The 26,163-nt window shown below is 39.3% G+C and carries 20 protein-coding genes and 2 pseudogenes; 3 read left to right on the plus strand and 19 right to left on the minus strand.

Annotation, left to right across the window (positions count from 1 at the left end; all coding sequences use genetic code 11):
- Window positions 1–573: 573 nt before the first annotated feature.
- The 3 genes from CSV79_RS12210 to CSV79_RS12220 all read right to left on the minus strand — a co-directional run bounded on the left by CSV79_RS12210 (window position 574) and on the right by CSV79_RS12220 (window position 5,291).
- Window positions 574–1,392: an enoyl-CoA hydratase/isomerase family protein gene (locus CSV79_RS12210; protein ID WP_099689340.1), complete on the minus strand. Its 819-nt coding sequence runs from the start codon at window positions 1,390–1,392 to the stop codon at window positions 574–576.
- A gap of 57 nt (window positions 1,393–1,449) precedes the next feature.
- On the minus strand, window positions 1,450–3,081 hold the full coding sequence (locus tag CSV79_RS12215; RefSeq protein WP_099689341.1) for a BCCT family transporter: 1,632 nt from the start codon (window positions 3,079–3,081) through the stop codon (window positions 1,450–1,452).
- Window positions 3,082–3,176: 95 nt separating this feature from the next.
- Window positions 3,177–5,291, minus strand: a complete 2,115-nt coding sequence (locus CSV79_RS12220) for an acetate--CoA ligase family protein (protein WP_099689342.1) — start codon at window positions 5,289–5,291, stop codon at window positions 3,177–3,179.
- Between the two features lie 782 nt (window positions 5,292–6,073).
- Between CSV79_RS12220 and CSV79_RS16635 the strand changes: the two are divergent.
- Together CSV79_RS16635 and CSV79_RS12225 are read left to right on the plus strand one after the other, a co-directional pair.
- Window positions 6,074–6,178, plus strand: a pseudogene (locus CSV79_RS16635) (sulfatase-like hydrolase/transferase); the annotation flags it as partial.
- Between the two features lie 292 nt (window positions 6,179–6,470).
- Window positions 6,471–6,898 (plus strand): annotated as a pseudogene (locus tag CSV79_RS12225) (sodium:calcium antiporter).
- Window positions 6,899–8,263: 1,365 nt separating this feature from the next.
- On the opposite strand, the gene CSV79_RS12235 reads toward CSV79_RS12225, so the two are convergent.
- The 8 genes from CSV79_RS12235 to CSV79_RS12265 all read right to left on the minus strand — a co-directional run bounded on the left by CSV79_RS12235 (window position 8,264) and on the right by CSV79_RS12265 (window position 14,909).
- Window positions 8,264–9,025, minus strand: coding sequence for an ATP-binding protein (locus tag CSV79_RS12235; protein ID WP_099689345.1), 762 nt, complete (start codon window positions 9,023–9,025; stop codon window positions 8,264–8,266).
- 67 nt (window positions 9,026–9,092) lie between these two features.
- Entirely contained in the window at window positions 9,093–9,452 is a 360-nt protein-coding gene (locus CSV79_RS12240) for a helix-turn-helix domain-containing protein (protein WP_099689346.1), read from the minus strand.
- A 20-nt stretch (window positions 9,453–9,472) separates the two neighbouring features.
- Window positions 9,473–10,168 carry a GAF domain-containing protein gene (locus tag CSV79_RS12245; protein WP_143560575.1) on the minus strand — a complete coding sequence of 232 codons (696 nt, stop codon included), beginning with the start codon at window positions 10,166–10,168 and terminating at the stop codon, window positions 9,473–9,475.
- A 140-nt stretch (window positions 10,169–10,308) separates the two neighbouring features.
- Window positions 10,309–10,755 (minus strand): SRPBCC family protein, encoded by a 447-nt coding sequence (locus CSV79_RS12250; protein WP_099689348.1) that lies wholly within the window; start codon window positions 10,753–10,755, stop codon window positions 10,309–10,311.
- A gap of 201 nt (window positions 10,756–10,956) precedes the next feature.
- The gene (gene rlmD, locus CSV79_RS12255; RefSeq protein ID WP_099689376.1) at window positions 10,957–12,330 is read right to left on the minus strand and encodes a 23S rRNA (uracil(1939)-C(5))-methyltransferase RlmD; all 1,374 of its coding nucleotides are present in this window, start codon (window positions 12,328–12,330) and stop codon (window positions 10,957–10,959) included.
- Between the two features lie 72 nt (window positions 12,331–12,402).
- Window positions 12,403–12,537 (minus strand): cytochrome bd oxidase small subunit CydS family protein, encoded by a 135-nt coding sequence (gene cydS / locus CSV79_RS17320; RefSeq protein ID WP_255407444.1) that lies wholly within the window; start codon window positions 12,535–12,537, stop codon window positions 12,403–12,405.
- Window positions 12,538–12,549: 12 nt separating this feature from the next.
- On the minus strand, window positions 12,550–13,575 hold the full coding sequence (locus CSV79_RS12260; protein WP_099689349.1) for a cytochrome d ubiquinol oxidase subunit II: 1,026 nt from the start codon (window positions 13,573–13,575) through the stop codon (window positions 12,550–12,552).
- Window positions 13,572–14,909 (minus strand): cytochrome ubiquinol oxidase subunit I, encoded by a 1,338-nt coding sequence (locus CSV79_RS12265; RefSeq protein ID WP_099689350.1) that lies wholly within the window; start codon window positions 14,907–14,909, stop codon window positions 13,572–13,574. Before CSV79_RS12265 ends, CSV79_RS12260 begins: the two co-directional genes overlap by 4 nt.
- Window positions 14,910–15,216: 307 nt before the next feature.
- Here CSV79_RS12265 and CSV79_RS12270 point away from each other — a divergent pair, with 307 nt between their 5' ends.
- Window positions 15,217–15,648 (plus strand): NUDIX hydrolase, encoded by a 432-nt coding sequence (locus CSV79_RS12270; protein WP_099689351.1) that lies wholly within the window; start codon window positions 15,217–15,219, stop codon window positions 15,646–15,648.
- Window positions 15,649–15,760: 112 nt separating this feature from the next.
- On the opposite strand, the gene CSV79_RS12275 is transcribed toward CSV79_RS12270, so the two are convergent.
- The 8 genes from CSV79_RS12275 to pcrA form a co-directional block, all read right to left on the minus strand.
- Window positions 15,761–16,684 carry a diacylglycerol kinase gene (locus CSV79_RS12275; RefSeq protein WP_099689352.1) on the minus strand — a complete coding sequence of 308 codons (924 nt, stop codon included), beginning with the start codon at window positions 16,682–16,684 and terminating at the stop codon, window positions 15,761–15,763.
- A gap of 78 nt (window positions 16,685–16,762) precedes the next feature.
- Complete coding sequence (locus CSV79_RS12280) at window positions 16,763–17,332, minus strand: thioredoxin family protein (RefSeq protein ID WP_099689353.1); 570 nt, start codon at window positions 17,330–17,332, stop codon at window positions 16,763–16,765.
- Window positions 17,333–17,425: 93 nt separating this feature from the next.
- Window positions 17,426–18,856: an Asp-tRNA(Asn)/Glu-tRNA(Gln) amidotransferase subunit GatB gene (gene gatB / locus CSV79_RS12285; protein WP_099689354.1), complete on the minus strand. Its 1,431-nt coding sequence runs from the start codon at window positions 18,854–18,856 to the stop codon at window positions 17,426–17,428.
- Between the two features lie 2 nt (window positions 18,857–18,858).
- Complete coding sequence (gene gatA, locus CSV79_RS12290) at window positions 18,859–20,322, minus strand: Asp-tRNA(Asn)/Glu-tRNA(Gln) amidotransferase subunit GatA (RefSeq protein ID WP_099689355.1); 1,464 nt, start codon at window positions 20,320–20,322, stop codon at window positions 18,859–18,861.
- 54 nt (window positions 20,323–20,376) lie between these two features.
- Window positions 20,377–20,664 (minus strand): Asp-tRNA(Asn)/Glu-tRNA(Gln) amidotransferase subunit GatC, encoded by a 288-nt coding sequence (gatC, locus tag CSV79_RS12295; RefSeq protein ID WP_099689356.1) that lies wholly within the window; start codon window positions 20,662–20,664, stop codon window positions 20,377–20,379.
- A gap of 89 nt (window positions 20,665–20,753) precedes the next feature.
- Window positions 20,754–21,878, minus strand: coding sequence for a CamS family sex pheromone protein (locus CSV79_RS12300; RefSeq protein ID WP_099689377.1), 1,125 nt, complete (start codon window positions 21,876–21,878; stop codon window positions 20,754–20,756).
- Complete coding sequence (gene ligA / locus CSV79_RS12305) at window positions 21,871–23,898, minus strand: NAD-dependent DNA ligase LigA (RefSeq protein WP_099689357.1); 2,028 nt, start codon at window positions 23,896–23,898, stop codon at window positions 21,871–21,873. The genes CSV79_RS12300 and ligA overlap by 8 nt, the downstream gene beginning before the upstream one ends.
- Window positions 23,899–23,927: 29 nt before the next feature.
- On the minus strand, window positions 23,928–26,162 hold the full coding sequence (pcrA, locus tag CSV79_RS12310; protein WP_099689358.1) for a DNA helicase PcrA: 2,235 nt from the start codon (window positions 26,160–26,162) through the stop codon (window positions 23,928–23,930).
- Between the last annotated feature and the right edge of the window lies 1 nt (window position 26,163).

Below are 26,163 nucleotides of genomic sequence, written 5' to 3' on the forward strand. Positions count from 1 at the left end.
TCCTGTATCCAGCGAAAGCTGTCAAGTGCGGTCTTTCACTTGACTGGTTTCGCTGGATACAGGACGCTCCATGAATGGATGCCGTTCTGAAACGGACTTAACTTTTTTGTGTCCAGGATATTGACGTAGATCCAGTTCTTTTATAATGTTGAACCTGCATGTTGGTTATGTTGCTAAAAATACATTTAAAGTATGTAGGTAAAAGATCAAATGCTATCGATCAAGTACAGTAATAATTGTTCAATAGGCAATCTATAGTTATTTATTACAGAACACCCCCATGAATGAAGTTTACTATGTGTAACCTCATTCACGGGGGTGTTCTGCATTTGCTGATTGACTACATACTAGAAGTCTCCTTACCATTCGAGCAGATTACATAGTGGTGGCCCGCCTCCTTGAATCGGTCGATCCTGGCGTACTTTCCCTATTCCCAGTTTCAACGTATACAGTGAAGTCAAAATAGTCATTAAAATCCACTAGAATTTAATTTATAACTACAATAAACCCACTATAAAAGTTTCTTATAGTGGGTTTATATTCTATTTAATTAATGTAGCTACATAATAGCAATCAAACTTTCTCTGTCGCCTTTAAGAAAGCGCCAACCCCTTGCTCGCGAATCATCCTTCCAACTTCAGCAAACTCTTCTTCTTGGCTCAAGAAAAACATGGAGATTGCTGTTTCAAGATTATAATCAAGAGATTGTTTTAAATTCATCATTTCATATGTTTTATTAACAGCCATTTTTGTGATTTTCAATGCAGAAGGCGGTATATTCACCATCTTCCTCGCCATCTTTAGTGTTTCTTCCATTAACTCATCTTCTGGAACAACTCGATTGAAGATACCTAGACGATATCCTTCTTCTGCATCAACAGAATCCCCTGTATAAAGTAGTTCCTTCGCTTTCCTCATGCCAACAATCCATGGCATCATTAAAGTTGCAGGAGCTGCACCAAAACGAATCTCCGGTTCACCGATTAATGTAGTATCCGAAGCAATGGCAAGATCCGCAGAGAATACCCAGTCAGCTGCTACTCCATAAGTATGTCCACTGACAGCGGCAATAACAGGTTTTTTCAAATCCCATAATTTCAAACCTACACGTAGAAATGTTTCTAGCTGTGCGCGATATACTTCCGAAGGCTCATCGCCAATAGGAGAAGGTAAATCCATAGACTCTTTTAAATCTGCACCCGCGGAAAAGTTCCCACCCGCACCTGTCAAGATAACTACTTTTACATCGGAATCTCTTTCTGATTCATCTAACGCATTCCAAATATCCTCAGTCATTTGTTCTGTTACCGCATTTAATTTATTTGGACGATTTAAAGTGATTGTTGCAATGTTATTCTCAACCGAATAGATAATCGTTTTATAATCTCTCATATTTCTCTCCCTTTCAAAGTTCAATTCAAAACTTTAAAAAACAAGTTAGTAGCTCAATTACTTCTTCACAGCAAAATCCCCTTCAAATTCAGTGATAATTCCTACTTTTTCTTTTTGTAAGCTTACCTCAATCGTTTCTGAATTCTCGTATTGCTCAGCGACTTCAGTCTGTGAATCTTGTGTTAAGTGTGCTTCTGTTTTCAGCATTCTCATTAACGACACTACAAGGAGCAAAATTACTAATATAAATGGAAGTGCTGTCAAGATTGATGCTGTTTGAATTGTTTGAAGATCACCACCAAGTATCATCAACGTTGCAGGTAAAATAAATAAAGTTAATGCCCAAAACAATCGATTCCATTTAGCGGGTTCTTCATTCATTGTAAGTTTTGGAGTTGTTGCTGAAGCCATCATATAGGCGGCAGAGTCAAATGTCGTCGCTAAAAAGATTAGCGCGATAAAACTAAAAATCAGTACAGCAAGTGATCCGAAAGGAAGTGTATTAATTACTTCAATAATTGCTGCCGGCGCACCTATCTGCTCAACTAAACCTGTGACTGATAAAACATTTGTGAGTTGTAAATGCATAGAATAATTTCCTAGGACCGTGAAATACGCAGTACATCCCAACGATCCCCATGCAAGACCACCCAAAATTACTTGTTTAATAGTCCTGCCTTTTGAAATCTTAGCAATAAATAGACCCATAAACGGTGTATATACTATCCACCATGCCCAATAGAATACTGTCCATCCTTCTACAAAACCTGTATTTCCTACAGGATCTGTATACGTATTCCAGCGCACGAAATTATTAAACAACATTCCAATACTGTTTGTACCCATTTTCAAGATGAATTCAGTCGGTCCCACTAGTAGTATATAGCTCAAGAGAATAACAGAAAAAACAATAGCTATATCACTTAATACTTTTAATCCTCGTTTTAATCCTGAGTAGGCGCTCCAAGTGAATAACGCTGTGCATAAGATCAGTATAAATACATTCATGGACATAGAAGCCTCTATACCCGTTAACTTACTTACACCTGCAGCCACTAATGGCGTACCTAATCCTAAGGATGTACCAGCTGCACCCAAGATTCCAAACATAAAAGCAATATCAATCGCTTTACCTAAAAATCCATCTGCTCGTTTTCCAATAACTATTCTACAAATCTCACTTAATCGCAAAATAGGAACTTTTAAAATGTAATAAGAATAAGCAATTGGGATGGCTGGTAGAACAAAGAATGCCCAAGCCGATGGTCCCCAGTGAAAAATCCCATAAGCGGCTGCTATCTCAGCTGCATTAGTAGATCCTGCTTCAATTCCGTAGGGAGGATCTGTAAAATAGTATGCCCACTCAATCGTAGCCCAGTATACTAGTCCAGATGCAACACCCGCACAGAATATCATAGCACCCCAACTGAAGTTTGAAAACTCAGGTTTTTCTTCTTTTGTTCCAAACTTAATCTTTCCGTGTTTGCTAAAGTATAAGTAGATTAGAAAGGCAAATCCGCCTGCCCCAGCCCAAAGAAATACCATTCCAAAGTTTTTTGTCACAAATCCATTGGCCATGCTAACTAATTTACTTCCACTTTCGGGGTACATCACCAACGGCAAGCAAATCGCAACAATTAATACAAATGTAGACATAAAGATAAACCAATCTATTTTCTTTTTCTCCACTTGAAAACCTCCTTGGGTTTTGCCTACTTCTACTTACTAAGACCTCTACTCCTTATTTCGCTATAGCAACCTAACATTAGTTCATAGTAGAACCATCATTTGATTAACTCGGATTCCTTTTTTGATGTTGAACTTTTTACTGATGCTAGAACATCTAGAGCTACTACTCCTTGTTTTCTAACAGCTAATGGATTAATTTCAAATTCAACAACCTCTTCATATTTCTCGATTGCCGTTTTACCCATTTGTATAATCGCTTGTGCTAGCGCTTCTTTATCTAATGGCGGATTACCACGATATCCTTGAACATTTTTCCAAAGCATTGGTATGCTACTTATCATTTGCATTGCTTTTTCATTTGAAATTGGCGGCACTGCCAAAACCACTTCATTGTATAATTCTGTGTAAATGCCTCCTAAACCAAATATTACAATTGGTCCATAATGATCGTCTGTTTTATAAGCCAATATTGTCTCAAATCCATCTGTCACCATTTCCTGTATTAGAAAGAATGGAGATTTGAGATGTGCCATTCCACCCCATGCTTCTTTTAACTCGTTAGCATTCTTCAGGTTAAGCGCCACGCCACCAACATCTGTTTTATGTGCTAATCCTTGTGCTTTTAACACAACAGGATAGCCAATTGAATCAGCGTACTCAATTGCTTCAGATAAAGTGATTACGACTTTTTCACTTGGTGACGGGAAACGGTTTTCTTCAAGCATCTCGCGTCCTTCATCATCATGAAGTAAAGTTGGTTCTAGCTGAGAAGACGTATCGGCTACTGAATATATTGGTGTTTTATCCTTTCGATTTAAGAACTCTGTGTATTGGAATAATGCACGGCAAGCAATTAACGCATTACGGCTACCTTGTATGACTGGTATTTGAGCCTCTTCCAAAATCATCAAGACACGTGGGTCGAATTCTGTTTGAATATGACTAAAGTATAGAAATGGTTTATCTGATTCTTTTCGTAACCCAACAAGATCTTTTGCTGGTGTGCCTGTAAAATCAAATTCATGATCCCCTTGACCATTAGGTGCATCAATCGCAACTGTAACAATGCCAATAGTAGGATCTTTTATTATAGAAGAAAGACAAAGGTTTGATACCTCCGTGAATTCTCTACCACTTTTCCCCCAAACGTCTAAAGGGTTAGAGATTTCCCCTAACTCAGGAAGTTCATCACCTAACGTTTTCTTAGTTGAGTCATGAAACTCAGGGAAGTCAATACCGTAATCCTCTGCCAAATCTAACAATAACCCAGCTTGTCCCCCAGATACTGTAAGTGCAGACACGGTATTTTGTTTAGGTAGATATGGCTGAGATAATAATTGAGCAACTGCAACAGCCTCATCAATATCATCCACAAAAATCACTCCGTGTTCTTCCAAAACAAGTTTCTCTATTTTGTAATCTCCAGCTAAAGCTCCAGAATGCGCATTTGCAACGGCAGCCGACTTAGTCGTCCTACCTACTTTCATTGCAATGACAGGTTTTTTATTATCACTACATAGATCAAGTGCTCTTAAAAACTTTTCATGATCTCGTATCGCTTCAATATATAAAATAATAACCGAAGTTTCAGGATCCTTAGCTAATAATGTAATATAATCAGCCATTTTGACATCCGCTTCGTTACCCGTAGAATACACTTTATTAATACATAATCTGGATGCAACAAAAGCATCGTTAACTGAACCACTTTGTGAGATAATAGAAACCGTTCCCTTTTTCAAAGGGCGTAGCGGCCGATGCAATGTGCCGATGTATGGTGTGAAACGATTCTGCATATCAAAATATCCCATGCAGTTCGGTCCGACAACTCTCATTCCCGAGATTGAAGCGCTTTCAATTATTGCGTTTTGTATTTCCTCTCCTTCTCGCCCACTTTCACCGTAGCCGCCGCCAGGAATCACGAGAAGTTTTGCGTTGATTGCACTAGCCGCACTCGCGACTTCAATCATTAAACGAGGATTTACTAGTCCGATCACAACATCAATTTGTTCCTTTATTTCCAGTAGCGATGGATAGCATCGAATACCGCAGATATCTTCATATCTCGGATTTACAAGATAAATTGTTCCTTTATAACCCATTTCTTTTAAATTATCTAACATTACTCGTGTTGCAAAACGATTATTCGCTCCAACAATTGCAACTGTTTTAGCCGGACTTACTAACATTTGAAGATATTGATCTTTCATTTCTACACCTCAGTTCCTGTTTTTTTATTTCAGCTTGAACCACTTTCCAGTTAATTCAATATTTAAAGTATACACCATAAATTTGACCAGTCAATATAATTTAGTGATCAGAACTACTACCTCTAACTTCTAGGTAGAGGACATCTTAGATTTTATGAACTATTGTACTTACAAAATATAGTAGCCAGACTCCTTCCCCCCTTCTCAAAACTGTTGGAGTTTTCCAAATATTTATACTCATTGTAATACATGTCTTTTGACCAGTCAATCTTTTTTTAATTACGAGAAATAGTAATGTTAAGATAAAATGCTTACCCTTATTGTTGAAGTTTATTATTGAAAGAATGCATCCATTGAAAGATACTAAATCAGACTATTAAAGTGTTCTTGTATGCGCACAAACAACACTTCCTTAGGTATATCAAATAACAGTTTAAATTCCGTACCTAGGATCGATCCTTTGCTTGAGAACGAAAAATTTTATTGACTTCGAACCTAACAAGCAAATCTTGGATGGCTGCAACGCCTAGAACAAAACACTTGCTGAAACATCCGACATGAGGGCTTATACTGTATCATTTTAAGTACCTTGGTTTACTTCCTCTGATTCAGACATGTTATAAAAAACATAAACAAAATCTCACAATAAGATATATATAATGAAAGGATCTAGGTATTGAAAAAAAGAATAAACCTAACATTCTTTTCTTAATGGTTGATCAAGAAAGATACCCCTCAGTCTATGAAACTAAGGAATTGGAAAAGTGGCGTATAAAGAAGTGAATAACGTCTTTCAAGCACTTGAAAGCTCCACTTTCTATGATAATACAATAGTCCTTTTTACATCAGACCATGGCGAACTTCTTGGTGCACACGGAGGCCTCTATTAAAAGTGTTATAACATGTATGAAGAATCTATCCATGTGCCATTAATTCATCCCCAGGTTATGATTCAGTAAATACAAGTTTCTGAAGTGGACTAGTTGTTAGTCTGCGGATATAAAGACAAAAGACATTCAGGGAGCCCAAATAAAATCGATATGCATGGCGCTCAAGTTCATAGTGAAGTGTATCAATTCCCCGCGCTATTATTTATATATTCCCTAATAACGAGGTATATTTAAAGCGACAGAATGTATAAGTTAAAATACGAAATGGGGAAAAATATAAACGGCTTATATTTTATTATTTGTAGGATTTGCGTTGTTGATAAAGGGAGCTATTTTTTTGTTGACGGGTCTTCCAATATCGCAAGACTGCTTCGGGTCCCGCCTATTTTAATCGGGGTAACAATTGTAGCTTTTGGGACAAGTTCACCGGAAGCGACTGTCAGTATAATTGCTACACTGGAAGGAAGTGCTGGTGTTGCTGTGGGAAATGTAGTTGGCAGTAATATTTTCAATATTTTATTTGTACTAGGTGTCTCTTCTGCAATTTCTCCATTAGCGGTGAACGGTAAAGTATTAATTGATGTTGTGTTTATGATTGTACTGACTATTGTATTATTGATTTTTTCAAGGACTGGATACAAAGTTGGAAAGCGCGAAGGATTAGTACTTGCCATGCCCTACATTATTTATTTTGTTCATATTATTATACGGAATTAATGAAATTTGCTTGTTCTGGGACACTGTATGAACCCTGTACCATTTAACTAATCTTTGAAGCGTTTCATTCGGAGCACGGAAACTGGTCGTATCAGATTCTGCACCTTCATGTACTCGACATCGTAAATGTATCCCACCTTAAAGTGGGTATGTTATTTATTCATATCTTTAATAAAAACCTGTTAAACCACCGCTTATCTACCATTAGTACCAAAAAACATACCGATTTAGTATCCCATTTTTTAACTCCTCCCACCTCTACATCAATAATTCAATAAATAAAAGTGCGGCAAATCCTTTCCTCTATTTAAACCACCCATGTTGAGGGTTCTCAAACACAACTTGCGCCAATTCCGACTCGCAGGTCTACTAATATCTGTTCTCCACTTCCATTTTGCGCGAGCCGCTAGTTCCTTTAAGTATTCTGTTCGTCGAGGCGTATCGACAATCATAAGTAAACGTACCCCCTGGGAATACCCTTTTAACATTGCATTGATAACATACGTTGCTAAAATTTCCATATCCAACATTTGCGATATTTATTGCGATCAGCTCTTGAATTTTTGAAAATGTAATTAGCACAGAAACTTTATCTATAATTCGCAAAAAGTACATATCTTCCCGTCATAAGTAATACATTTGATAAAAGAGTATAAGGGAGATGAGGACTTGAAAAGAGCGTTGCTATTTACTGCTGCAATTGCTATTGGAATAGTATTAGGAATTATCGTCACCATTATTATGGAGTTATAAGTATACAACTTTAGATTTGATTAAGAACATATTACGTCGCATGCGTATTTGCATATTATAGAAATTAATTTCACAAGCTGGGTTCCTATTTCAAGTGGAATCGAGCTTTTTTTCGTCTACCACACAATTCCTTTAATGCTTTTAGTTTGCACCAGGCGCATGGTCATGCCCCAATTATAATACCTCCAATCATCTAAGTTGAAGGGCTCAGTGAAAATGTTATTGCTTTTACTAGAAAATGGTTGTGATGTCACTGTATTGTTGTCTCTAATTCATTCACGAAGGTCTTACTTAAGTTACTTCCATTTAATGTTCCATCCTCAATAACAGGTACTGCTTTACCCGCTAGAGCATTCCGCTTTGTCAATTTTTAATTGGAGATATTCAGCTGCCATTAAGAAAAATACTAATAATCCTGCTACCATAAAAGTATTTCCAAACCCATGTCTTGCAACTGGTTGGATTACAAGACAATCTATGAGTGTATGGCTAATCTTTACTCAACGGGGGTTCCCCCGCGCTATATGTTGAAACCTTGGGTAGCTCGCTCTCCACAGACGTCCATCACTCATACCACCAAATCACTTTATTCAACTGCCGTGACATACGGACTTATGATTTTACTAGTGGAAGATAAATATCAACCGATGTGCCTATTTCCAACTCACTTTTCACTTCAATAGTTCCATTATGTTCTTTAATAATTTTGTCACTAATCATTAGACCGAAACCTGTACTATTCTTCTTCACGCAGTAAAACGGTTCAAAAAGATGCTCAATTTTATCATCTGGGATACCGACACCTTGATCTTTTATCCTGACATGAATATGGGATTCATTTGTTTTACAAGTGATATATATTTTTTTATTGCAAACTGATGCTTCAATAGCATTTTTTATTATATTTTCAAAAGCCTGTTGTAGTCGAACTTCATCGCAGTAAATAGAAAAAGTATGTTCTTCTACACTTAAAATTATCTTCAAATCATTAGGTAGGGGCAAGTCATTCATCCTCGTCAAAGTTCGTTCCAGGATAAGACCAATATCATTTATACAAAAGTTCATTGATTGTGTGTCAGCTAGCCCAACAAGTCTATTTATTATCTCCTCGACCTTATTTATCTCAGAATAAATCATTGAAAAATATTCAGGTTTATGAACGCCCATATTTAATAATTGAACGAAGCCTTTAATGGAGGTAAGTGGATTTCTAACCTCATGTGCTACTCCAGCAGCTAATTTTTCCACTAACATAATTTTGTCATTCGTCAGTACTGATTTGCTTGACTCACTTACCTGGTCATTACCAATGACATAGTTAGATGTACTTCCTACGTTTGCCTTTCTAAATTGAGTAGTAAATCCACGCTCCATAAAAATACCCCCATTCTGAACATTGTTCACTTTAAGCGACCCTTTAGAGAAAAAAAGACAATGAATATTACCCGATATCCATATGTCTCAACTTTACTTTATTATTTTCTTGATGCTTTTCAGTCATTAATTCAACAACCTGATGAACAACTTCTAATTCCTTTTCACTTAAACTTATTCCATCCCATTGTAGATGTTGCTTTTGAAGAGATTCAACAGAATCAGGAGTATTCGTTAATCTCAGTATATAATCTGTTGAAACATTATACAGTTGGGCTAATGCTACTAGCTTATCGATGGGGGGATTTCTATGTCCCGCTTCATAACTTGCATAAGATGATTTTGCCAGCCCAATTTTAGATGCAACCTCCAGCATTGTAAGTCTTCTTTCCAAGCGAAGCATTTTCAGGCGTTCTCCAACAGTCATGCGCCGATCCCCTTTTCTTATTAAATTGTCAGTCTACCATTACCAACTTCCGTATACTCATGAATACGATCAGATATCGTTTGAATTTCAAAACTAAACATAGAAACTTTTTCTTGAATCATTTCCACTTCATCTCGTGTTAAATAATTGTTTGGCCTTTTAGAAAGAAAACCAAAAGTTCCAGCCAATCGACCAGTGTCTGTAAAGAATGGTATGGAGGTACAAGATTTGAAACCGTATTCAATAACACTATCTCTAAATTTTGTCCAAAGTGTACTCGTTCCAATATCTGTTTGCACAACTTCTTGTGTATAAATAGCTCTTCCACATGAACAACAATTTTCATCAAACATTCCCTGTTCATTAATAACATTATAGAAGTCAGAGTATTCCACTGGAATGCTCGGGCCGGCACCATGAAAAACATTATTATGTTCACTATCATAAAACAAAATAGCGATATAAACATTATCTAATACTTGTTCTAATTCTAAACACATACGACCAAGCGCCATTTTGACTTCCAAGAAATCCAATTCACTCTTCGTCATTACACCAGTAGCCAATGCATGCATTAAATGAACCTTTATGTCTGTTTCTTTTTTACCCAAGAGAGGATTAATTATTTTTAGTTGTTCTTTAATGTTTTTCTTTAGATTGTACTCACGTAAACTTTCAACAATACTTTGATGATTTGACCCGTTCTTCAATTTCACCAACTTCCTTCCAAATCCATAAATAGTTTTCCGATTTTTTCAATATTATATAATATGTTTGGTTAAACTTCAAATTTTGATGGGTCAAAAATCCCCCGAACCATTTGGTCGAGGGAACTTCTTGTTCAGATAAAATTCTACTATACTTCACAAGCTTTTTTTATATCTTGAAGGTCAGCTTCAATTGCTTTGATCATTGATTTCTTCATAAAAACACCAAAGACTTTACTCATAATTTTAGCCATAAAAGTTAAACCTTGTCCCTCAAATGACATCTCAAGGAGTACACCATCATTCTCTTCGGTAATCTCTAAACGGGACACATAAATCGCACCATGATTCTCTGCTCTAGTCTGATAGTAATGATATTTCTGACTGTCAGTTATCCACATTACTTCAACGGCTTCTTTTCCAAACATTTTTCTAGTTTCTTTCCATTTCAAGCCAACAAGATCAGCTCCCGCTGGAGTAATGATTTCTATGTTGGTTATTCCACTAATAAAGCTTGCTGAGTTTTCAATATCAGCTATCACTGCCCAAACTTTTTCTTTGGTGTTATTGATTTTAATTTGTGTCGATACTTTCATGTATGTACCCCCGTCTTTTATGAGATAAGTAATTTCATCTTCATACTATCAAAGTTTAGTCTTTACCAAAGTACACAAATCTAATTGAACTTTTCGTTTAATTTACATTAAATTAGAAACTTTAATAATTATCTGCAGATGTTAATTATTACAATACCAGGGTGTTTCGGCAAATGTTTATTTTGATAGAAAATGTGATTTTTAGTTAGACACCACCCTTGACATCCACACCACGCACTCGACGTGACTACTATGCGGGAACATATCTACCGGTTGCACTTCCCTCGCCCGGTAACCGCCATCCTCCAAAATCCGTAAATCACGCGCCAGAGTCCCTGGATTACAGGATACATAAACGACTTTCTCCGGCTTATACTTCAAAATCGTATCCAACAACTTCTCATCGCAGCCTTTACGTGGTGGATCGACAACTAATACATCAAATCGTTTACCTTCCGCATACCACTTTGGAATGACATCTTCTGCAGGACCTGCTTCAAAATGTGTATTCGTTATACCGTTGATCTGCGCATTACGTTTCGCATCTTCAATTGCTTGCGGAACAATTTCCACACCATATACTTCTTTCGCTTGCTTGGCTAAAAACAATGAAATCGTTCCAATGCCACAATAAGCATCAATGACTGTTTCCTTCCCAGTAAGTCCCGCATAGTCTAGGGCTTGCTGATACAATACTTCTGTCTGCACGGGATTCACTTGATAGAATGAACGGGCAGAAATTTCGAATTCCGTATCGCCAATTCGATCCATAATCACATCTGAACCGTAGAGATTAATCGTTTCATTGCCCATAATGACGTTGGTATTTGCTATATTAACATTTTGCATAATCGACGTAACATTCGGTACTTCTTGCAAAATCAACTCCACAACCGCTTGCTTCTGTGGAAACTTCTTCTGACGCGTTACTAACACGACCATTACTTGATCCGTCTGGCGTGCCTTTCTGACGATCAAATGACGAAGCATTCCTTTATGCGTCTTTTCATTATATGTTTCAATTCCTAACTGCTGAAGTTTATGCTTGAGCATCGTCATCAACTCATCTGCTTCTTTCGTTTGAATCAAACAAACATCCGTATCGACGATTTGATGTGTGCGTGTTTTATAAAAGCCTGTGATGACCTGATCATTTACTGTATCAAATGGAATTTGTGATTTATTGCGGTAACGCCATGGATCATCCATTCCTTTTACTTCATGCACAGGAACGTCTGGTAACTTCGCAATACGATCCATAACATCGCGTACCGATTTACGCTTTTGCGTGAGTTGCGCTTCGTATGATAGGTGCTGCATCTGACATCCACCACATGTCGGGAACACATGACATGGTGGTGTAACGCGTGCTGCAGAAGGTTCTACGATGTCCACTAATTTAGCAAAACCATAGTTCTTTAATGTCTTTAGCACATGTACATCCACCGTCTCGCCAGGTAACGTACCCGGAATGAAAAGTGGGTAGCCGTCAACTTTCGCTACACCCGCCCCATCATGTGTTAAATCTTCTATACGCACTTGTAATTTTTCGTTTTTATTTACTGCAAAACTCATATATATTCCTCCATCTTTCATCTTTCAGATACTCCTAGTGTACCATGCAACGCAAAGAAAAAAACAGACGCATCAAACGTCTGTTTTTTCACTTTCCTTCACTTCATTTTTCGTCACGACATCATCTTTTAATACAACAAAGAATGAAAGGGCAATCCCCGCGATAATGACGAGAAATGGTGCATAGAAAATCAAAAACTCATTCATAGTAAATCCTCCTCACGCATGGTGATCCTCTTTCCCCTTGACATAATCTTTATTGAACAAGAACATTCGTAGTAGCAAGTATATGGAGGGGATGAGCAATAACAAACCAAATACAAAGGCTACGACTAATGCAATCGCCATCGCTGGATTTGTAAAGCTGTCATAAATCGTTAAGTACGGATACAACAAATAAGGATAATGTGATGCACCGTAGCCGAAGAAAGCAAAAATAAATTGGCCAGCCAGTAATCCGAAAGCCAGTCCATATTGGCGACGTTTCCAGATTAGGAATACCGTACCTATGAACAGTAGGAACGACAGTAAGAACAGTGGCCAGAAACGCTGGATATTCTCATAGTGAAGAGGGTTATGCCTGCGTAATTCAACTATGATGCCCCCTGCTGTGATGATAGTTGGCAATGCCCAAATGAGCGCATATTTCCTTAATAATTGAGTCGCTTCCACATCTCCTGCTTTATTGGCATACCATGTTAAAAATGCAGATGAAATATAGAGCGTAGACGCTATACTTAACACAACGATTGCCCAAGTAAGCGGACTGGTGAATAGCTTCCAATAATCGAGAATGGGTTGACCATCCACTAAATCCACAAACCCACCTTCAGAAATTGTCAGTACAATGGATAGGGAGGCAGGTAATAATAGACCTGCTACACCATAAACAAATGAATACCCTTTATGCCCGCGCGCACCATATGTTTCAAATGCATAATACGATCCCCGGACTGCCAGCAATATAATCCCGAAACTTACGGGCACAAGCAATGTTGTTCCATAATAGAATGCAGTTTTCGGGAAGAAGCCAATCATTCCAACGAAGAAAAACACCAGAAATACGTTGGTTACTTCCCACACAGGTGATAAGTAGCGCTGGATGACATTCGTTAAAATTCGTTGTTTACCTGTCAACACACTGTACGCATTGAAAAAACCCGCGCCAAAGTCAATTGCCCCAATCATAATATAACCGAATAAAAATACCCATAATACGGTGATTCCAAGAATTTCAATGGTCATTGAATATCACCGCCCTTTTCTTGCGCTCGGTCAGCAATCTCTCGCTCAACCGGATTTCGGATAAACATTCGCCGTAGCACGACCACACTTCCCACACCAAGAACTAAGTAGAGTAGCGCGAAAAGTACCAACATCGTATCTACATGCCCACTGGTCGTCGCACCTTCAGACGTTCGCATAATATTACGCAAAATCCACGGTTGTCTACCTACTTCAGCTAGCCACCATCCCGCCTCTAGCGAGATAAATACAAGGGGTCCTGAAATAACAATGAGCCAACGGAACCAACGCGACTCAACAAACTTCCAATTTCGACCCATACCAAACCAAAAGATTGCTGACAATCCGAGTAGCATCATACCAATTGTCACCATGATATCGAATAAATAGTGGATATAAAGTGGAGGGGTATCTTCTTCAGGGAATTGATCCAAACCAATGACTTCAGCTGTTGGCGAGCCATGCGCCAAAATAGATAATGCATATGGGATTTTTATGGCATATTTCACTTCACCATCATCAAGTATTCCATATAAGATCAATGGTGCATTTTCCTCCGTCTCAAAATGCCATTCAGCGGCAGCTAGTTTTTCGGGCTGATATTGCGCTAAATATTTACCTGACAAATCACCAATCAATACAGCACTAACACTGAAGATGAAACCGACTTTGAGCGTAAGGAACAATGCCTTTTTATGATAAATATGATTTGATCCACGCAATAAGCGAAACGCAGCAATCGCAGCCAATAAGAAAGCGGTCGTCATATAAGCAGTCCCTAGCACATGGGAAACCTTTGTCGGCATTGCTGGATTAAACATAGCCATCAACGGATTAACGTTTATCAGTTCATTATTCACCAAATTGAAGCCTTGAGGTGCATTCATGAACGCATTAACAATGGTAATGAAGACTGCTGAAAATGAAGCTCCGATTGCAACAGGTATGAGTAGTAGAAAATGCTTCTTTTGGTTTTCGAAACGATCCCATGTATATAAATAAATCCCTAAAAATATAGCTTCAAAAAAGAACGCAAACGTTTCCATAAATAACGGCAATGCGATAACATTTCCTGCGAGTTCCATAAAATTTGGCCACAACAATGATAATTGCAGTCCAATCGCTGTACCAGTTACTACACCGACAGCTACTGTAATAACGAATCCTCTAGCCCAACGTCGAGCAAGTAATATATAGTGTTCATCATTTTTCTTAATACCAACCCACTGTGCGAGCATGATCATAAGTGGAACACCAACACCGATTGTGGCATATATAATATGAAATGATAACGTCAACTCTGTTAATACTCTTGAATAAAAAACTGAATCCAACTATACCACCTCCTAATTTCACGAAAACAATCTTCCTACAATAGAGAGCAACATAATTCCAGCAACAACAAATACTAACCACATAAGCTTTCTTTCCTGCTTTTTATACATAGTACATCCCTTCCTTAAATAGACCTTCTTTACTCTTTCCCTTTTATTAAGCTTCTATAACCTATTTGTTGAAATTTAGACGAAGTTTTTCATTTACAGCTCAGCAAGTTGTTGTATAATATTTAGTTAAAACGTTTCACTTGTCAATAGTTGAAATTTACAGTATAATGGGTTAACTATAGAGAGGTGAAATACATTGAAAAGGGTTAAAAGAAAAGTATTAGCGTATATTACAAAAGGTGAAGGTAGACATCGGAAATTGCTTGTCTATGAGCAAAAAGATCAGCCCGAAGCAGGTCTTCAAGTTCCCGGTGGTACCATTGAACGAAATGAACTTCTATTGGATGCGTTATATCGAGAAATTGAAGAGGAATCCGGTATCCTTCGAGATGAACTTATATTAGAAGGGAAAGTAAAGTCATCCAAATTCTTCCCTGAAGATAAAAACGTCATTTACGAACGTACAATTTTCCATTTTTCCTATGTGGGAGAAGAGAAAAGCGAATGGGAGTATAGCGTGGAAGGTGAAGGGAAAGACGCAGGTCAATTATTCAGCTACCGTTGGATGCCATTACACGCAGTTCCAAAATTAGCTGCTAAACAAGGAGAAGCAATTGAATACATCTGAAATCGACCTGATGCTATGTAAGTTGCATAGTTCACTACAATTTTATGACATGCAATAAAGACTATTCCACTGAACGTTAGACGTTGATTGGAATAGTCTTTTGTTTTGTCTTCTATTGAAGTTTTTGTACTTGGTCTTGCGGACGTAATTTCTGTAATGGAACAAACATCTCGATATGACGGTACAAGTTTTGGAAAGTCGCAGGTAATACACCACCATATTCCCCATCCAAATTTAGCAATACTTCATCTTTTGAAGTAACGACAATTTTTTCTGCTTTAGCAGAAACGATAAGCGGATCATCTAAATGTTCTCCTCTTGACGCTAGTGTCACCACACGAATGAATTCAGCAATATTACACTTTTTCAAAATAAGCAAAGTGAAATACCCATCATTGATACTCGAATCGGGTGCTAACTTTTCAAATCCGCCAACCGAATTGGTCAGTCCAATGAGAAACATCATCGCTTCTTCATCGAACACTTTTCCATCATACTCAATTCGTAAATGACTGGAATGAATGGATGGTAGCATTTCAATACCTTTTAAATAATAAGCGAGTTGACCGATGATGGTTTTCAAACGACTTGGTACTTCATAAGTCAACTCTGTCATTCGGCCGCCACCTGCAATATTAATAAAGTATCGGTCATTCATCATCCCTACATCAACAGGAGTCGTTTCTCCTTTACAAATGATATCAACCGCTTCGTGAATATCCCTTGAAATACGTAGCGCTCTAGCGAAATCATTAGTTGTCCCAATAGGTATTAGCCCGACTTTAGGACGTTTTTCAAAATGCCCAACACCTTCTACTACTTCGTTGAGCGTACCATCCCCGCCCGCCGCAATCACAACGTCAAAGCCTCTTTCAACCGCTTCTTTCGCAGCGACTGTGGCATCTCCTTCACAAGTTGTTGCATGAGCAGAAGTTTCATAGCCGGCCTTTTCCAGCTTTTCGAGGACTTCTGCCAAATGCTTACGGAAAATTTCTCTTCCGGCCGTTGGATTATAAATGATACGTGCACGTTTCATACACTTTTCCCTCGTTCCTTTCACGTCTGAATAAACTATTCAAACCATAACCTTTATAGTATGGGAACTTCTTAAAAATCAATTCGTTTTCTGTAAAACAGGTAGCCATGTAGATCGGATATCTTCATACACAGCTAACCAGTTCGCTGGCTTCGCTGTATATTCTGACATAAGCTTCGAATAAAATGCTTTTTGCTTTTCTTCAAAATCTGGAGCTTCTTTGTCCGGTAACCCTGCACGTCCTGCCATCACATACTCTTGCAAGATCGGTGCGCGAGGCCCCCATTTCGCTACTACTTCCCCAGTTGCATCAAGCAATAAATACATTGGAATTGAGCGCCCGCCATTAGTTAAATAACGATCGATCAAGTCCGTATCCTGATCCCGTAGAACTGTACGAACTTCAATCTCTGCCGCCTCAGCTATTCGTCGCAAAATTGGATTGTTGAGCATCGCATCGCCGCACCAATCTTCCGTAATAACTAAAACATGGGGTTGCTTTTCTTTCAGTATGTCAATAAATTCATCATCCTGTGGCACTTCAAAGCCATCATATACCAAAAAGCTATTGTCTTTTTGTGATTGCATATTATCCATATATGCTTGAAGCGAAACGGCTTTTTCGAAATATTGCTGTTCTGTTTTCATAACAATCCCCTCCCATTATGGAATTCAATCGAAAAAACGCCCAGGATTGGACTGCCCTGTCTCCCCTGAAGCGTTTCTCGATTGAACTATTTATTATCGCTTTTGAATTTCTTCCATTAGTAATTTATTAACTAATGGCGGATTCGCTTGTCCTTTTGTCGCTTTCATAACTTGGCCAACTAGGAAACCAACCGCGCGATCTTTACCGTTTTTAAAGTCTTCAATAGACTGTTCATTGCCATTCAAGATTTCCGTAATGATCGTACGTAATGTACCTTCATCGGAAATTTGAACAAGTCCTTTTTCTTTGACGATATCTGCGGGATTTCCACCTTTTTTCACAAGATCCACGAATACTTTCTTCGCAATCTTAGATGAAATCGTACCATCTGTAATCAACTTTACTAACTGCGCTAAGCTTTCAGGTGTTAGTGGTGTATCATGCAATTCTTTTGACTCTGCGTTCAAATAAGCAGATACGTCACCCATCAACCAGTTTGAAGCCAATTTCGGTTCAGCACCAGCTTTTACAGTCGCATCAAAGAAATCAGACATTTCCTTAGTCAAGGTTAATACATGTGCATCATACTCTGGAAGATCCATTTCCGATACATAACGTGTTTTACGTGCATCCGGTAATTCTGGAATTTCCGCACGCACACGGTCCATCCACTCTTGTTCGATATGGACTTCAGGTAAGTCTGGATCATTGATGAAACGGTAGTCATTCGCACTACCTTTAATACGCATCAATACCGTTTCGCCAGTTGCTTCGTCATAACGACGTGTTTCTTGTTGAATCGTACCGCCAGAAAGCAATATTTTTTCTTGGCGTGCAACTTCGTTCTCAATACCACGGCGGATAAAGTTGAATGAGTTAAGGTTTTTCAATTCTGTTTTCGTACCGAACTTCTCTTGGCCGAATGGACGCAATGAAATGTTTGCATCACAACGTAGTGAACCTTCCTCCATACGAACATCGGATACACCCGTGTATTGGATAATTGCTTTTAGCTTTTCTAAGAACGCATATGCTTCTTCTGGAGAACGCACATCTGCTTCTGTAACAATCTCGATTAATGGTGTACCTTGGCGGTTTAAGTCAACCAAAGAATAGCCATTATCCGAGTGCGTTAACTTACCAGCATCTTCTTCTAAATGAACACGCTCAATGCGGATTTTCTTTTTCTTGCCGTTTACTTCAATCTCGATCCAACCGTTTGATCCTACAGGACGCTTATCCTGAGAGATTTGGTACGCTTTTGGATTATCGGGGTAGAAGTAATGTTTGCGGTCGAAGTTCATGATCGGTGCGATGTCACAGTTTAGTGCCATAGACGCTTTCATTCCGAACTCTACTGCTTTTTTATTTAACGTAGGTAAGACACCCGGGTATGCGATGTCTGTTACGTGGATATTTTTATTTGGCTCTGCACCAAAATGAGCAGGTGCAGGAGACATGATTTTTGTATCAGTTTTAAGTTCTACGTGGATCTCAAGTCCGACAATAGTTTCGAAGTTCATGATTAGTTCCCTCCCTGAATCGATGGAGTGCGTTTGTGGAAATCAGTTGCTTGCTCATAAGCGTGTGCTACTTTATATAATGTTTCCTCATCAAAGTGCTTACCCATGATTTGTAGCCCGACTGGTAGTTCATTGACGAAACCACACGGTACAGAAAGTGCTGGACGTCCTGTTAAGTTCGCTGGTACAGCTAGTACATCATTTGCATAATGAACAAGTTGGTCGCCACCTGTTTCACCTAGTTTGAACGCAGTCGTCGCGGTAGTTGGTCCGATGACTACATCATATTTTTCAAAGACTTCGTTGAAATCCTGAGCGATCAATGTACGTACTTTTTGTGCGCGTACATATAGATCTTCGTGATGATCTGCACTCATTGCGTACGTACCAAAGAGAATACGCTTCTTCACTTCTTCTCCAAAACCTTCTTGACGCGTGCGGAAATACGCTTGCTCCAAGTTTTCCGCGTTCTCCGTATGGAAACCATAACGCAAACCGTCAAAGCGGGAAAGATTGGATTGTGCTTCTGATGAAGAAATTACGTAATATGTGGTAGGTGCGTATTGAATATGTGGTAATTCCACCTCTTCACATACTGCTCCAAGTGACTCAAGGACGCCTAGCGCTTCTTTTACTGCTGCCGCTACTTCCTCGTCCACACCTTCACCTAAATAAGATGTTGGTACAGCCACTTTAAGACCTTTAACATCACCCGTTAATGCTTGTGTATAATCAGGTACTTGCTTTGCAGATGACGAACTATCATTGTCATCTTCTCCAGCAATTACACTCAATAATAGTGCATTATCTTCCACTGTACGTGAAAATGTACCGATTTGGTCTAGCGACGAAGCGAATGCTGTCAGACCAAAGCGTGATACACGACCGTATGTAGGCTTCATGCCAACGATTCCACAAAAAGCAGCTGGTTGACGAACTGATCCACCCGTATCCGAACCAAGTGAAAGTGGTACTTCTCCTGCTGCGACTGCTGCTGCAGAACCGCCTGAAGAGCCACCAGGTACATAGTCTGTATTCCATGGATTCAATGTGTTGCCGAAATACGAAGTTTCCGTAGTAGACCCCATCGCAAACTCGTCCATATTCAATTTACCTACATTTACTGCGCCGGCAGCTTCTAATTTATTCATAACTGTCGCATTATATACTGGCACAAAATCCTCTAGCATTTTACTAGCACATGTCGTTGTCATATCTAGCGTTACGATATTATCTTTAATACCGATTGGCACACCGAATAGACGACCGCGCGTATCAGCTGTCGTTTGATCTAGCTGTTCTGCACGTGCTTTCGCTTCATCTGTTGCCACATGAATGAATGCATGGATTTTCTTGTCTGTTTGTTCAATTGTTTGTAACGTTTCTTCCATTACTTCCTTTACCGTTACTTCACCTTTTTGTAAAAGGGCTTGAAGTTCTGCGGCTGTTTTACTAGTTAACGTCATCACTTTTCCTCCTACTATCATTGTGCTATGAATGTTTTTTAGGGCAACGGAATCTTATAAAATATCCGGTACTTTAATCGAGCCATCTTCTTGGTCTTCTGCACTAGCTAGCATGATTTCACGATCCAAGATATCTTTTGGCTGATCTTCACGCAATACGTTAATCATAGCAATAGGATGCGTCATAGGTTCTACATTCGTTACATCGACTTCTTTTAAATTACTGACACTTTCAATCAAATCTGCAATTTTTGCAGAGAAAATTTCTTTGTCTTCTTCGGAAACACCAATACGGACGAAATCCGCAAAATATTTGACGTCATCTTTTGAAAATGTTGTCATACATCGTTCCTCCTCATTTTGCAATCGTACAATTAATCATACCACCTAATTAGATTGTTGGAAAGTTCGTAATGTCAAGAACTGTCATGTTAATAGCCATAGACGTGAACAAACGGCTCTTTCCTATCTCCATCATCGACTATCAGCACTTCTGGTCCGTTAACAGATGTGACACTTACTTCTATTGGGATGTCTTTAAAATGCGTTTTTACTAGCGAAGTTAAATACTGTGAGAAGCTAATCAATTCACTTTTACCAAAGAATTGGATTGGTATTTCAATTCTCAGTGAATTTAGTTTCTGGTCCTTATAAAATGCAGTGCCAACTACGTTTACAAAACTCGGGAAGTAGTCATCAATATCTTGTTTAAAGTTTTTGAATGTTGTATTTAGATCACGGTAGTTTCCCGTAGAAGACGCTGCTGGAAGCAAGACATAAGTCTCATCTACCTCTTTCCAACCAATGAACTCACTTTTTCCTTTCGCTGCAAAAGCAGTAGCAAAGTACGTTCCAGGGACGATATCATTTCGACTATTTTGCTTAAACAGACCGACAGCAATCGGAATATCTGCAAGCTCCGGTTTACTACGTAGGCGTGTCAAAATAATATCCGCCATCTGCTTACCTTTTTCCTCGATCGTCTTATCATCAATAGAACGCTCATTGCCTTCACGTGGATAATAAATTGAGTTCATAGCGAGTCCGATCGTCATACCCGCTAATTTTACTTTTTTATCATCCGTCATCTGCAAGTAATTTTGCTCAACAATATGTGCTAAGTAAATCGGTGCTTGCTCTGCTATCTGTGCAGGTGTCATATCATCTGTAATCGAAGGGTTGAGCCCAGCCTCGTAATTCGACTTTCTAGAAATCCATTGTTTCGCTGTATCGCGATCGATATACTGACCTTCTTGGAAAAAGTAATTTTGAGTATCAAAATATAGCGATGAAATGCGTAGCAAACCTTCTTCTGTTTCTTGCATATCGTACTTCGTATTCAAATTACTTACGACAAGCCCTCTACTTGCACTCTTTTTGAAAGGCACAGGTGTCCGATAGTATTCTTTTTTGATTTGTTCATTCGGAATGATAACCATCTCTTGTTCGCTTTCTTCTGTTTCTTGTAGCGCTTTTTCCTGATCATCGGTAGGTGAAGGTACACATCCTGTCAACAACAAAGCTAATAAGATGCTGAAACCAAGCCATTTATTCATTTTTCTCACTTGCATCCACTCCAAGGGCATCAAGCATCGCTTGTTCATCCCAAATTTCAATCTCTAATTCCTGAGCCTTCGTCAGTTTGGAACCTGCATCTTCACCTGCAATGACTAGGTCTGTTTTCTTGCTGACGCTACCGCTAACTGTTCCGCCACGCGCCTCGATTTGTTCCTTCGCATCGCCACGCGTCAATCCAGTAAGTTTACCGGTTAGTACAACCGTTTTACCTGCAAATGGTCCCGTTGTCGGTAACTCTTCTCGTGTGAAGCCTTTGTACACCGTATTTACACCATACGAACGCAACTTATTCATCACGTCTTGTACTTCCTCGGTGCTGAAGTATATTGTAACGGCATCCGCCACAATGTCTCCAATTTCAAAGATGGTGACTAACTGTTCTTTCGTCGCTACCTCTAGTGCATCAAGCGTACGGAATTCTTCAGCCAAAATGCTAGCTACTCTTTCTCCAACATGACGGATTCCTAAACCAAATAATAATTTCTCCAATGAATTTTCTTTAGATTGTTCAATGGCTGTCAAAATATTTGTCGCAGACTTTTCCCCGATCCGCTCAAGACTACATAGTGATTCTATCGTTAGCGTATAAAGATCCGAAACATCTTGTACAAGATTGGCTGTATATAATTGTTCCACTAGCTTTTCGCCAACACCTTCAATATTCATCGCTTTTCTTGAGACGAAATGAATAAGTGCTTCCTTCATTTGCGCTGGACATTTCGGATTCACGCAGCGCAGTGCTACTTCTCCTTCAATTCGTAACAACTCTGAACTACACACTGGACAAGTAGACGGCATATGGAACGGTTGTTCATCGCCTGTCCGCTCATCTGTAATTGCCATGACGATTTCCGGAATGATATCACCCGCTTTTCGCAACACGACTGTGTCGCCTATCCGGACATCCTTCTCTTTGATCAAATCTTCATTATGCAACGATGCGCGTCCAACCGTTGTGCCTGCAACAAGCACCGGCTCAAGAATTGCCGTTGGAGTAACGACGCCTGTACGTCCTACGCTTAATTCAATATCAAGTAATTTTGTCCGCACTTCTTCTGCAGGAAACTTATAAGCAATCGCCCAACGAGGACTTTTTGCCGTATAGCCTAGCTGTTCTTGTGCTTCAAAATTATCCACTTTGATGACGATACCATCGATTTCATAATCGAGTGATTGGCGATTTTCTGTCCAATATGCTACGTATTTCAATACTTCTTCAATCGTTGTGCAACGTTTGCGTTCTTTATTTGTCGTCAATCCTATGTCAGCCATCTTGTCGAGTGCTTCGGAGTGACTATCCAAATCATACTCTTCCGCATCGCCACCTACTGCGTAAATGAATGTCGCTAAGTTACGACTAGCAGCAATTTGTGAATCTAGCTGACGTAGCGAACCTGCTGCGGCATTTCTTGGATTAGCGAATGGTACTTCTCCCGCTTCATCTCGAGCCGCATTCAGCTTAGCGAATGATTGCTTCGGCATATAGGCTTCGCCACGCACTTCAATCGTCAATGGCTCTTTTAATTTCAAAGGTATCGAACGAATGGTTTTTAAATTCGCAGTAATATCTTCACCTACGGCACCATCTCCACGAGTGGCCCCTTGCACTAGACGCCCTTCTTCATATTGCAATGAAACCGCAAGACCATCGATTTTCAATTCACAGACATACACTGTGTCATTTGCTACATCTTTCACACGTCGATCAAAATCTCTTAGGTCTTCTTCATTGAATGCATTCGCTAAGCTGAGCATCGGATGCCGATGAACGACTTTGCTAAATACTTCGAGCGCTTTGCCACCCACTCGCTGTGTCGGTGAATCGGGGACAATTAAATCCGGATGCTCCGCTTCAATCGCGAGCAACTCCTGCATTTTTTCATCATATTCCGAATCCGGAACAATCGGTGCATCCAGATCGTAATAGGCATGTCCGTATTGATGTAGGATTTTATTCAACTCTGCCACTCGTTTTTCTAGTTCTAGGACGTCATCCATCCGTTTTCCACACTCCTTAGGGAAATGCTTTATTGTTTTTCTATTGGCGCAAATTTAGCTAGTAGACGCTTGATTCCCACTGGATTGGGGAATGCGATATCCAGCTCTAAGTCATCTGAAGAGCCTTTGACACTGACTACTGTACCGACACCCCATTTTTTATGGGCTGCTTTATCTCCGGGACTCCATTGTAATTTCTCTCCGCCACTCTCATTATAAGCAGGACGTTTCACTGCTGGGCGTACTCTCGGTTTGACAGGTGCACGATCAAATGGCACACTCATTGCATTGTCTTTTGCTAGCTTATCCGTTAATTCCTCTGATATTTCATTAAGAAAACGGGAAGGTTGATTAAAATTCGACTTACCAAATAACATCCGATACCCTGCACACGTCAAGTAGAGTCGCTGTTCTGCACGTGTAATCGCCACGTATGCAAGTCTTCGCTCCTCTTCCATTTCTTCAGGATCAGCAAGCGCACGAATATGCGGGAAGATATTTTCTTCCATACCGATAACGAAGACGACTGGGAACTCCAATCCTTTCGCAGCATGCATCGTCATTAGGACGATTTTTTCGGTGGAAGAGTTCTCTTCTTTATCCAATGTATCAATATCAGCAACTAATGCAAGATCGGTAAGAAACGCAACTAGTGAATTTTCACTTTCTTCTTCTTTTGCACGTTTTTCAAAAGCCTCCGTAACGGATAGAAACTCTTCGATATTTTCCAGACGACTCTCCGCTTCAATAGACTTCTCTTTTTCAAGCATACTGCGGTATCCAGTCTTCTCAATGACTTCTTTTACAAGTTCCGTGACAGTCAAAAATTCCTGCATCTTCGTGAATCCGTCAATCATCTCGCGGAATTTGAACGCTTCATTTGCCGCTCTTGCAGGTAAGCCCATGAAGTCCACTTCTTGCAATGAGTCGAAAATCGAACGATCATTTTCCAATGAAAATGCTGCCATACGCTCGAATGAAGTCGCACCAATGCTTCGTTTTGGTTCGTTAATCACCCTCGCAAACGCCAAATCATCATCGTTATTTGCAATTAGACGCAAGTAGGCGAGCAAGTCTTTAATTTCTTTTCGATCATAGAACTTTGTACCGCCAACAATCGTATAATCAAGATTGGATTTCAATAAGTATTCCTCGATCAAACGGGACTGCGCATTCGTACGATAAAGTATTGCGAATTGATCTAGCGTTAAACCTTGCGATAGTTTTAATTCAATAATTTGCTGCACAACAAATTGCGATTCATCTTTTTCATCTTTTGCTTTATAGATGGAGATCAATTCGCCTTCTGGATTGTCTGTGCGTAACTTTTTATCATATCTACTTTTATTATTGTCGATTACTTCATTCGCTGCTTGTAAAATACGCTTAGTCGAACGGTAGTTTTGCTCCAATAAAATAACATTAGCTTCTTTATAGTCTTTTTCAAAAGACAATATATTGCCGATATCAGCTCCACGCCATCTGTAAATCGACTGATCAGAGTCCCCTACTACACAAAGATTACGGAATTTCGACGCCAGCATCTTGACCAAACGATACTGCGCGTTGTTCGTATCTTGGTATTCATCTACATGGATATACTGAAATTTATTTTGGTAGTACTCTAATACATCCGGCACCCTTTCAAATAAGACAAGTGTCATCATGATTAAATCGTCGAAATCCATTGATTGATTTTGACGTAGTTTTTTCGTATAGCGTTCGTAAATATCCGCCACTGTTCGCTCATACGGGTTTTGCGGATTACAATTTTTACGGAACTCACTTGCATCGATACATTCGTTTTTCGCATTGCTGATTGCACCCAGCATAGCGCGCGGGTCATATTGTTTTGGATCCAAATTCAATTCTTTCAAGACGCGTTTGACGGCGGTTAACTGATCCGCACTATCCAAAATAGTGAAGTTTTTAGCTAAGCCGATACGATCTACATCTCTACGCAATATGCGAACACACATCGAGTGGAATGTAGACACCCACATTCTTTCTCCAGACCCCGCACCGAGTAGACCATCAATTCGATCACGCATCTCACGCGCGGCTTTATTAGTAAAAGTAATTGCTAAAATATTTGAAGGATATACTTGTTTCTCCACAACTAAATATGCGATTCGATGAGTCAATACTCGCGTCTTACCGGATCCTGCTCCAGCCATGATTAGAAGAGGCCCTTCTGTAGTCTTAACCGCTCGCGCTTGTTCTGGGTTCATACCTTTCAATAAATCCTCTGATAGTTTATTCATA

Source organism: Sporosarcina sp. P13, assembly GCF_002743055.1.
Taxonomy (GTDB): Bacteria; Bacillota; Bacilli; order Bacillales_A; family Planococcaceae; genus Sporosarcina.

Coding starts and splice junctions, on each gene's coding strand:
- CSV79_RS12210 (WP_099689340.1), bottom strand. CDS start 1,392: ATGAGAGATTATAAAACGATTATCTATTCGGTTGAGAATAACATTGCA.
- CSV79_RS12220 (WP_099689342.1), bottom strand. CDS start 5,291: ATGAAAGATCAATATCTTCAAATGTTAGTAAGTCCGGCTAAAACAGTT.
- CSV79_RS12235 (WP_099689345.1), bottom strand. CDS start 9,025: ATGGAGCGTGGATTTACTACTCAATTTAGAAAGGCAAACGTAGGAAGT.
- CSV79_RS12240 (WP_099689346.1), bottom strand. CDS start 9,452: ATGACTGTTGGAGAACGCCTGAAAATGCTTCGCTTGGAAAGAAGACTT.
- CSV79_RS12250 (WP_099689348.1), bottom strand. CDS start 10,755: ATGAAAGTATCGACACAAATTAAAATCAATAACACCAAAGAAAAAGTT.
- rlmD (WP_099689376.1), bottom strand. CDS start 12,330: ATGAGTTTTGCAGTAAATAAAAACGAAAAATTACAAGTGCGTATAGAA.
- cydS (WP_255407444.1), bottom strand. CDS start 12,537: ATGAATGAGTTTTTGATTTTCTATGCACCATTTCTCGTCATTATCGCG.
- CSV79_RS12260 (WP_099689349.1), bottom strand. CDS start 13,575: ATGACCATTGAAATTCTTGGAATCACCGTATTATGGGTATTTTTATTC.
- CSV79_RS12275 (WP_099689352.1), bottom strand. CDS start 16,684: ATGAAACGTGCACGTATCATTTATAATCCAACGGCCGGAAGAGAAATT.
- CSV79_RS12280 (WP_099689353.1), bottom strand. CDS start 17,332: ATGAAAACAGAACAGCAATATTTCGAAAAAGCCGTTTCGCTTCAAGCA.
- gatB (WP_099689354.1), bottom strand. CDS start 18,856: ATGAACTTCGAAACTATTGTCGGACTTGAGATCCACGTAGAACTTAAA.
- gatA (WP_099689355.1), bottom strand. CDS start 20,322: ATGACGTTAACTAGTAAAACAGCCGCAGAACTTCAAGCCCTTTTACAA.
- gatC (WP_099689356.1), bottom strand. CDS start 20,664: ATGACAACATTTTCAAAAGATGACGTCAAATATTTTGCGGATTTCGTC.
- CSV79_RS12300 (WP_099689377.1), bottom strand. CDS start 21,878: ATGAATAAATGGCTTGGTTTCAGCATCTTATTAGCTTTGTTGTTGACA.
- ligA (WP_099689357.1), bottom strand. CDS start 23,898: ATGGATGACGTCCTAGAACTAGAAAAACGAGTGGCAGAGTTGAATAAA.
- pcrA (WP_099689358.1), bottom strand. CDS start 26,162: ATGAATAAACTATCAGAGGATTTATTGAAAGGTATGAACCCAGAACAA.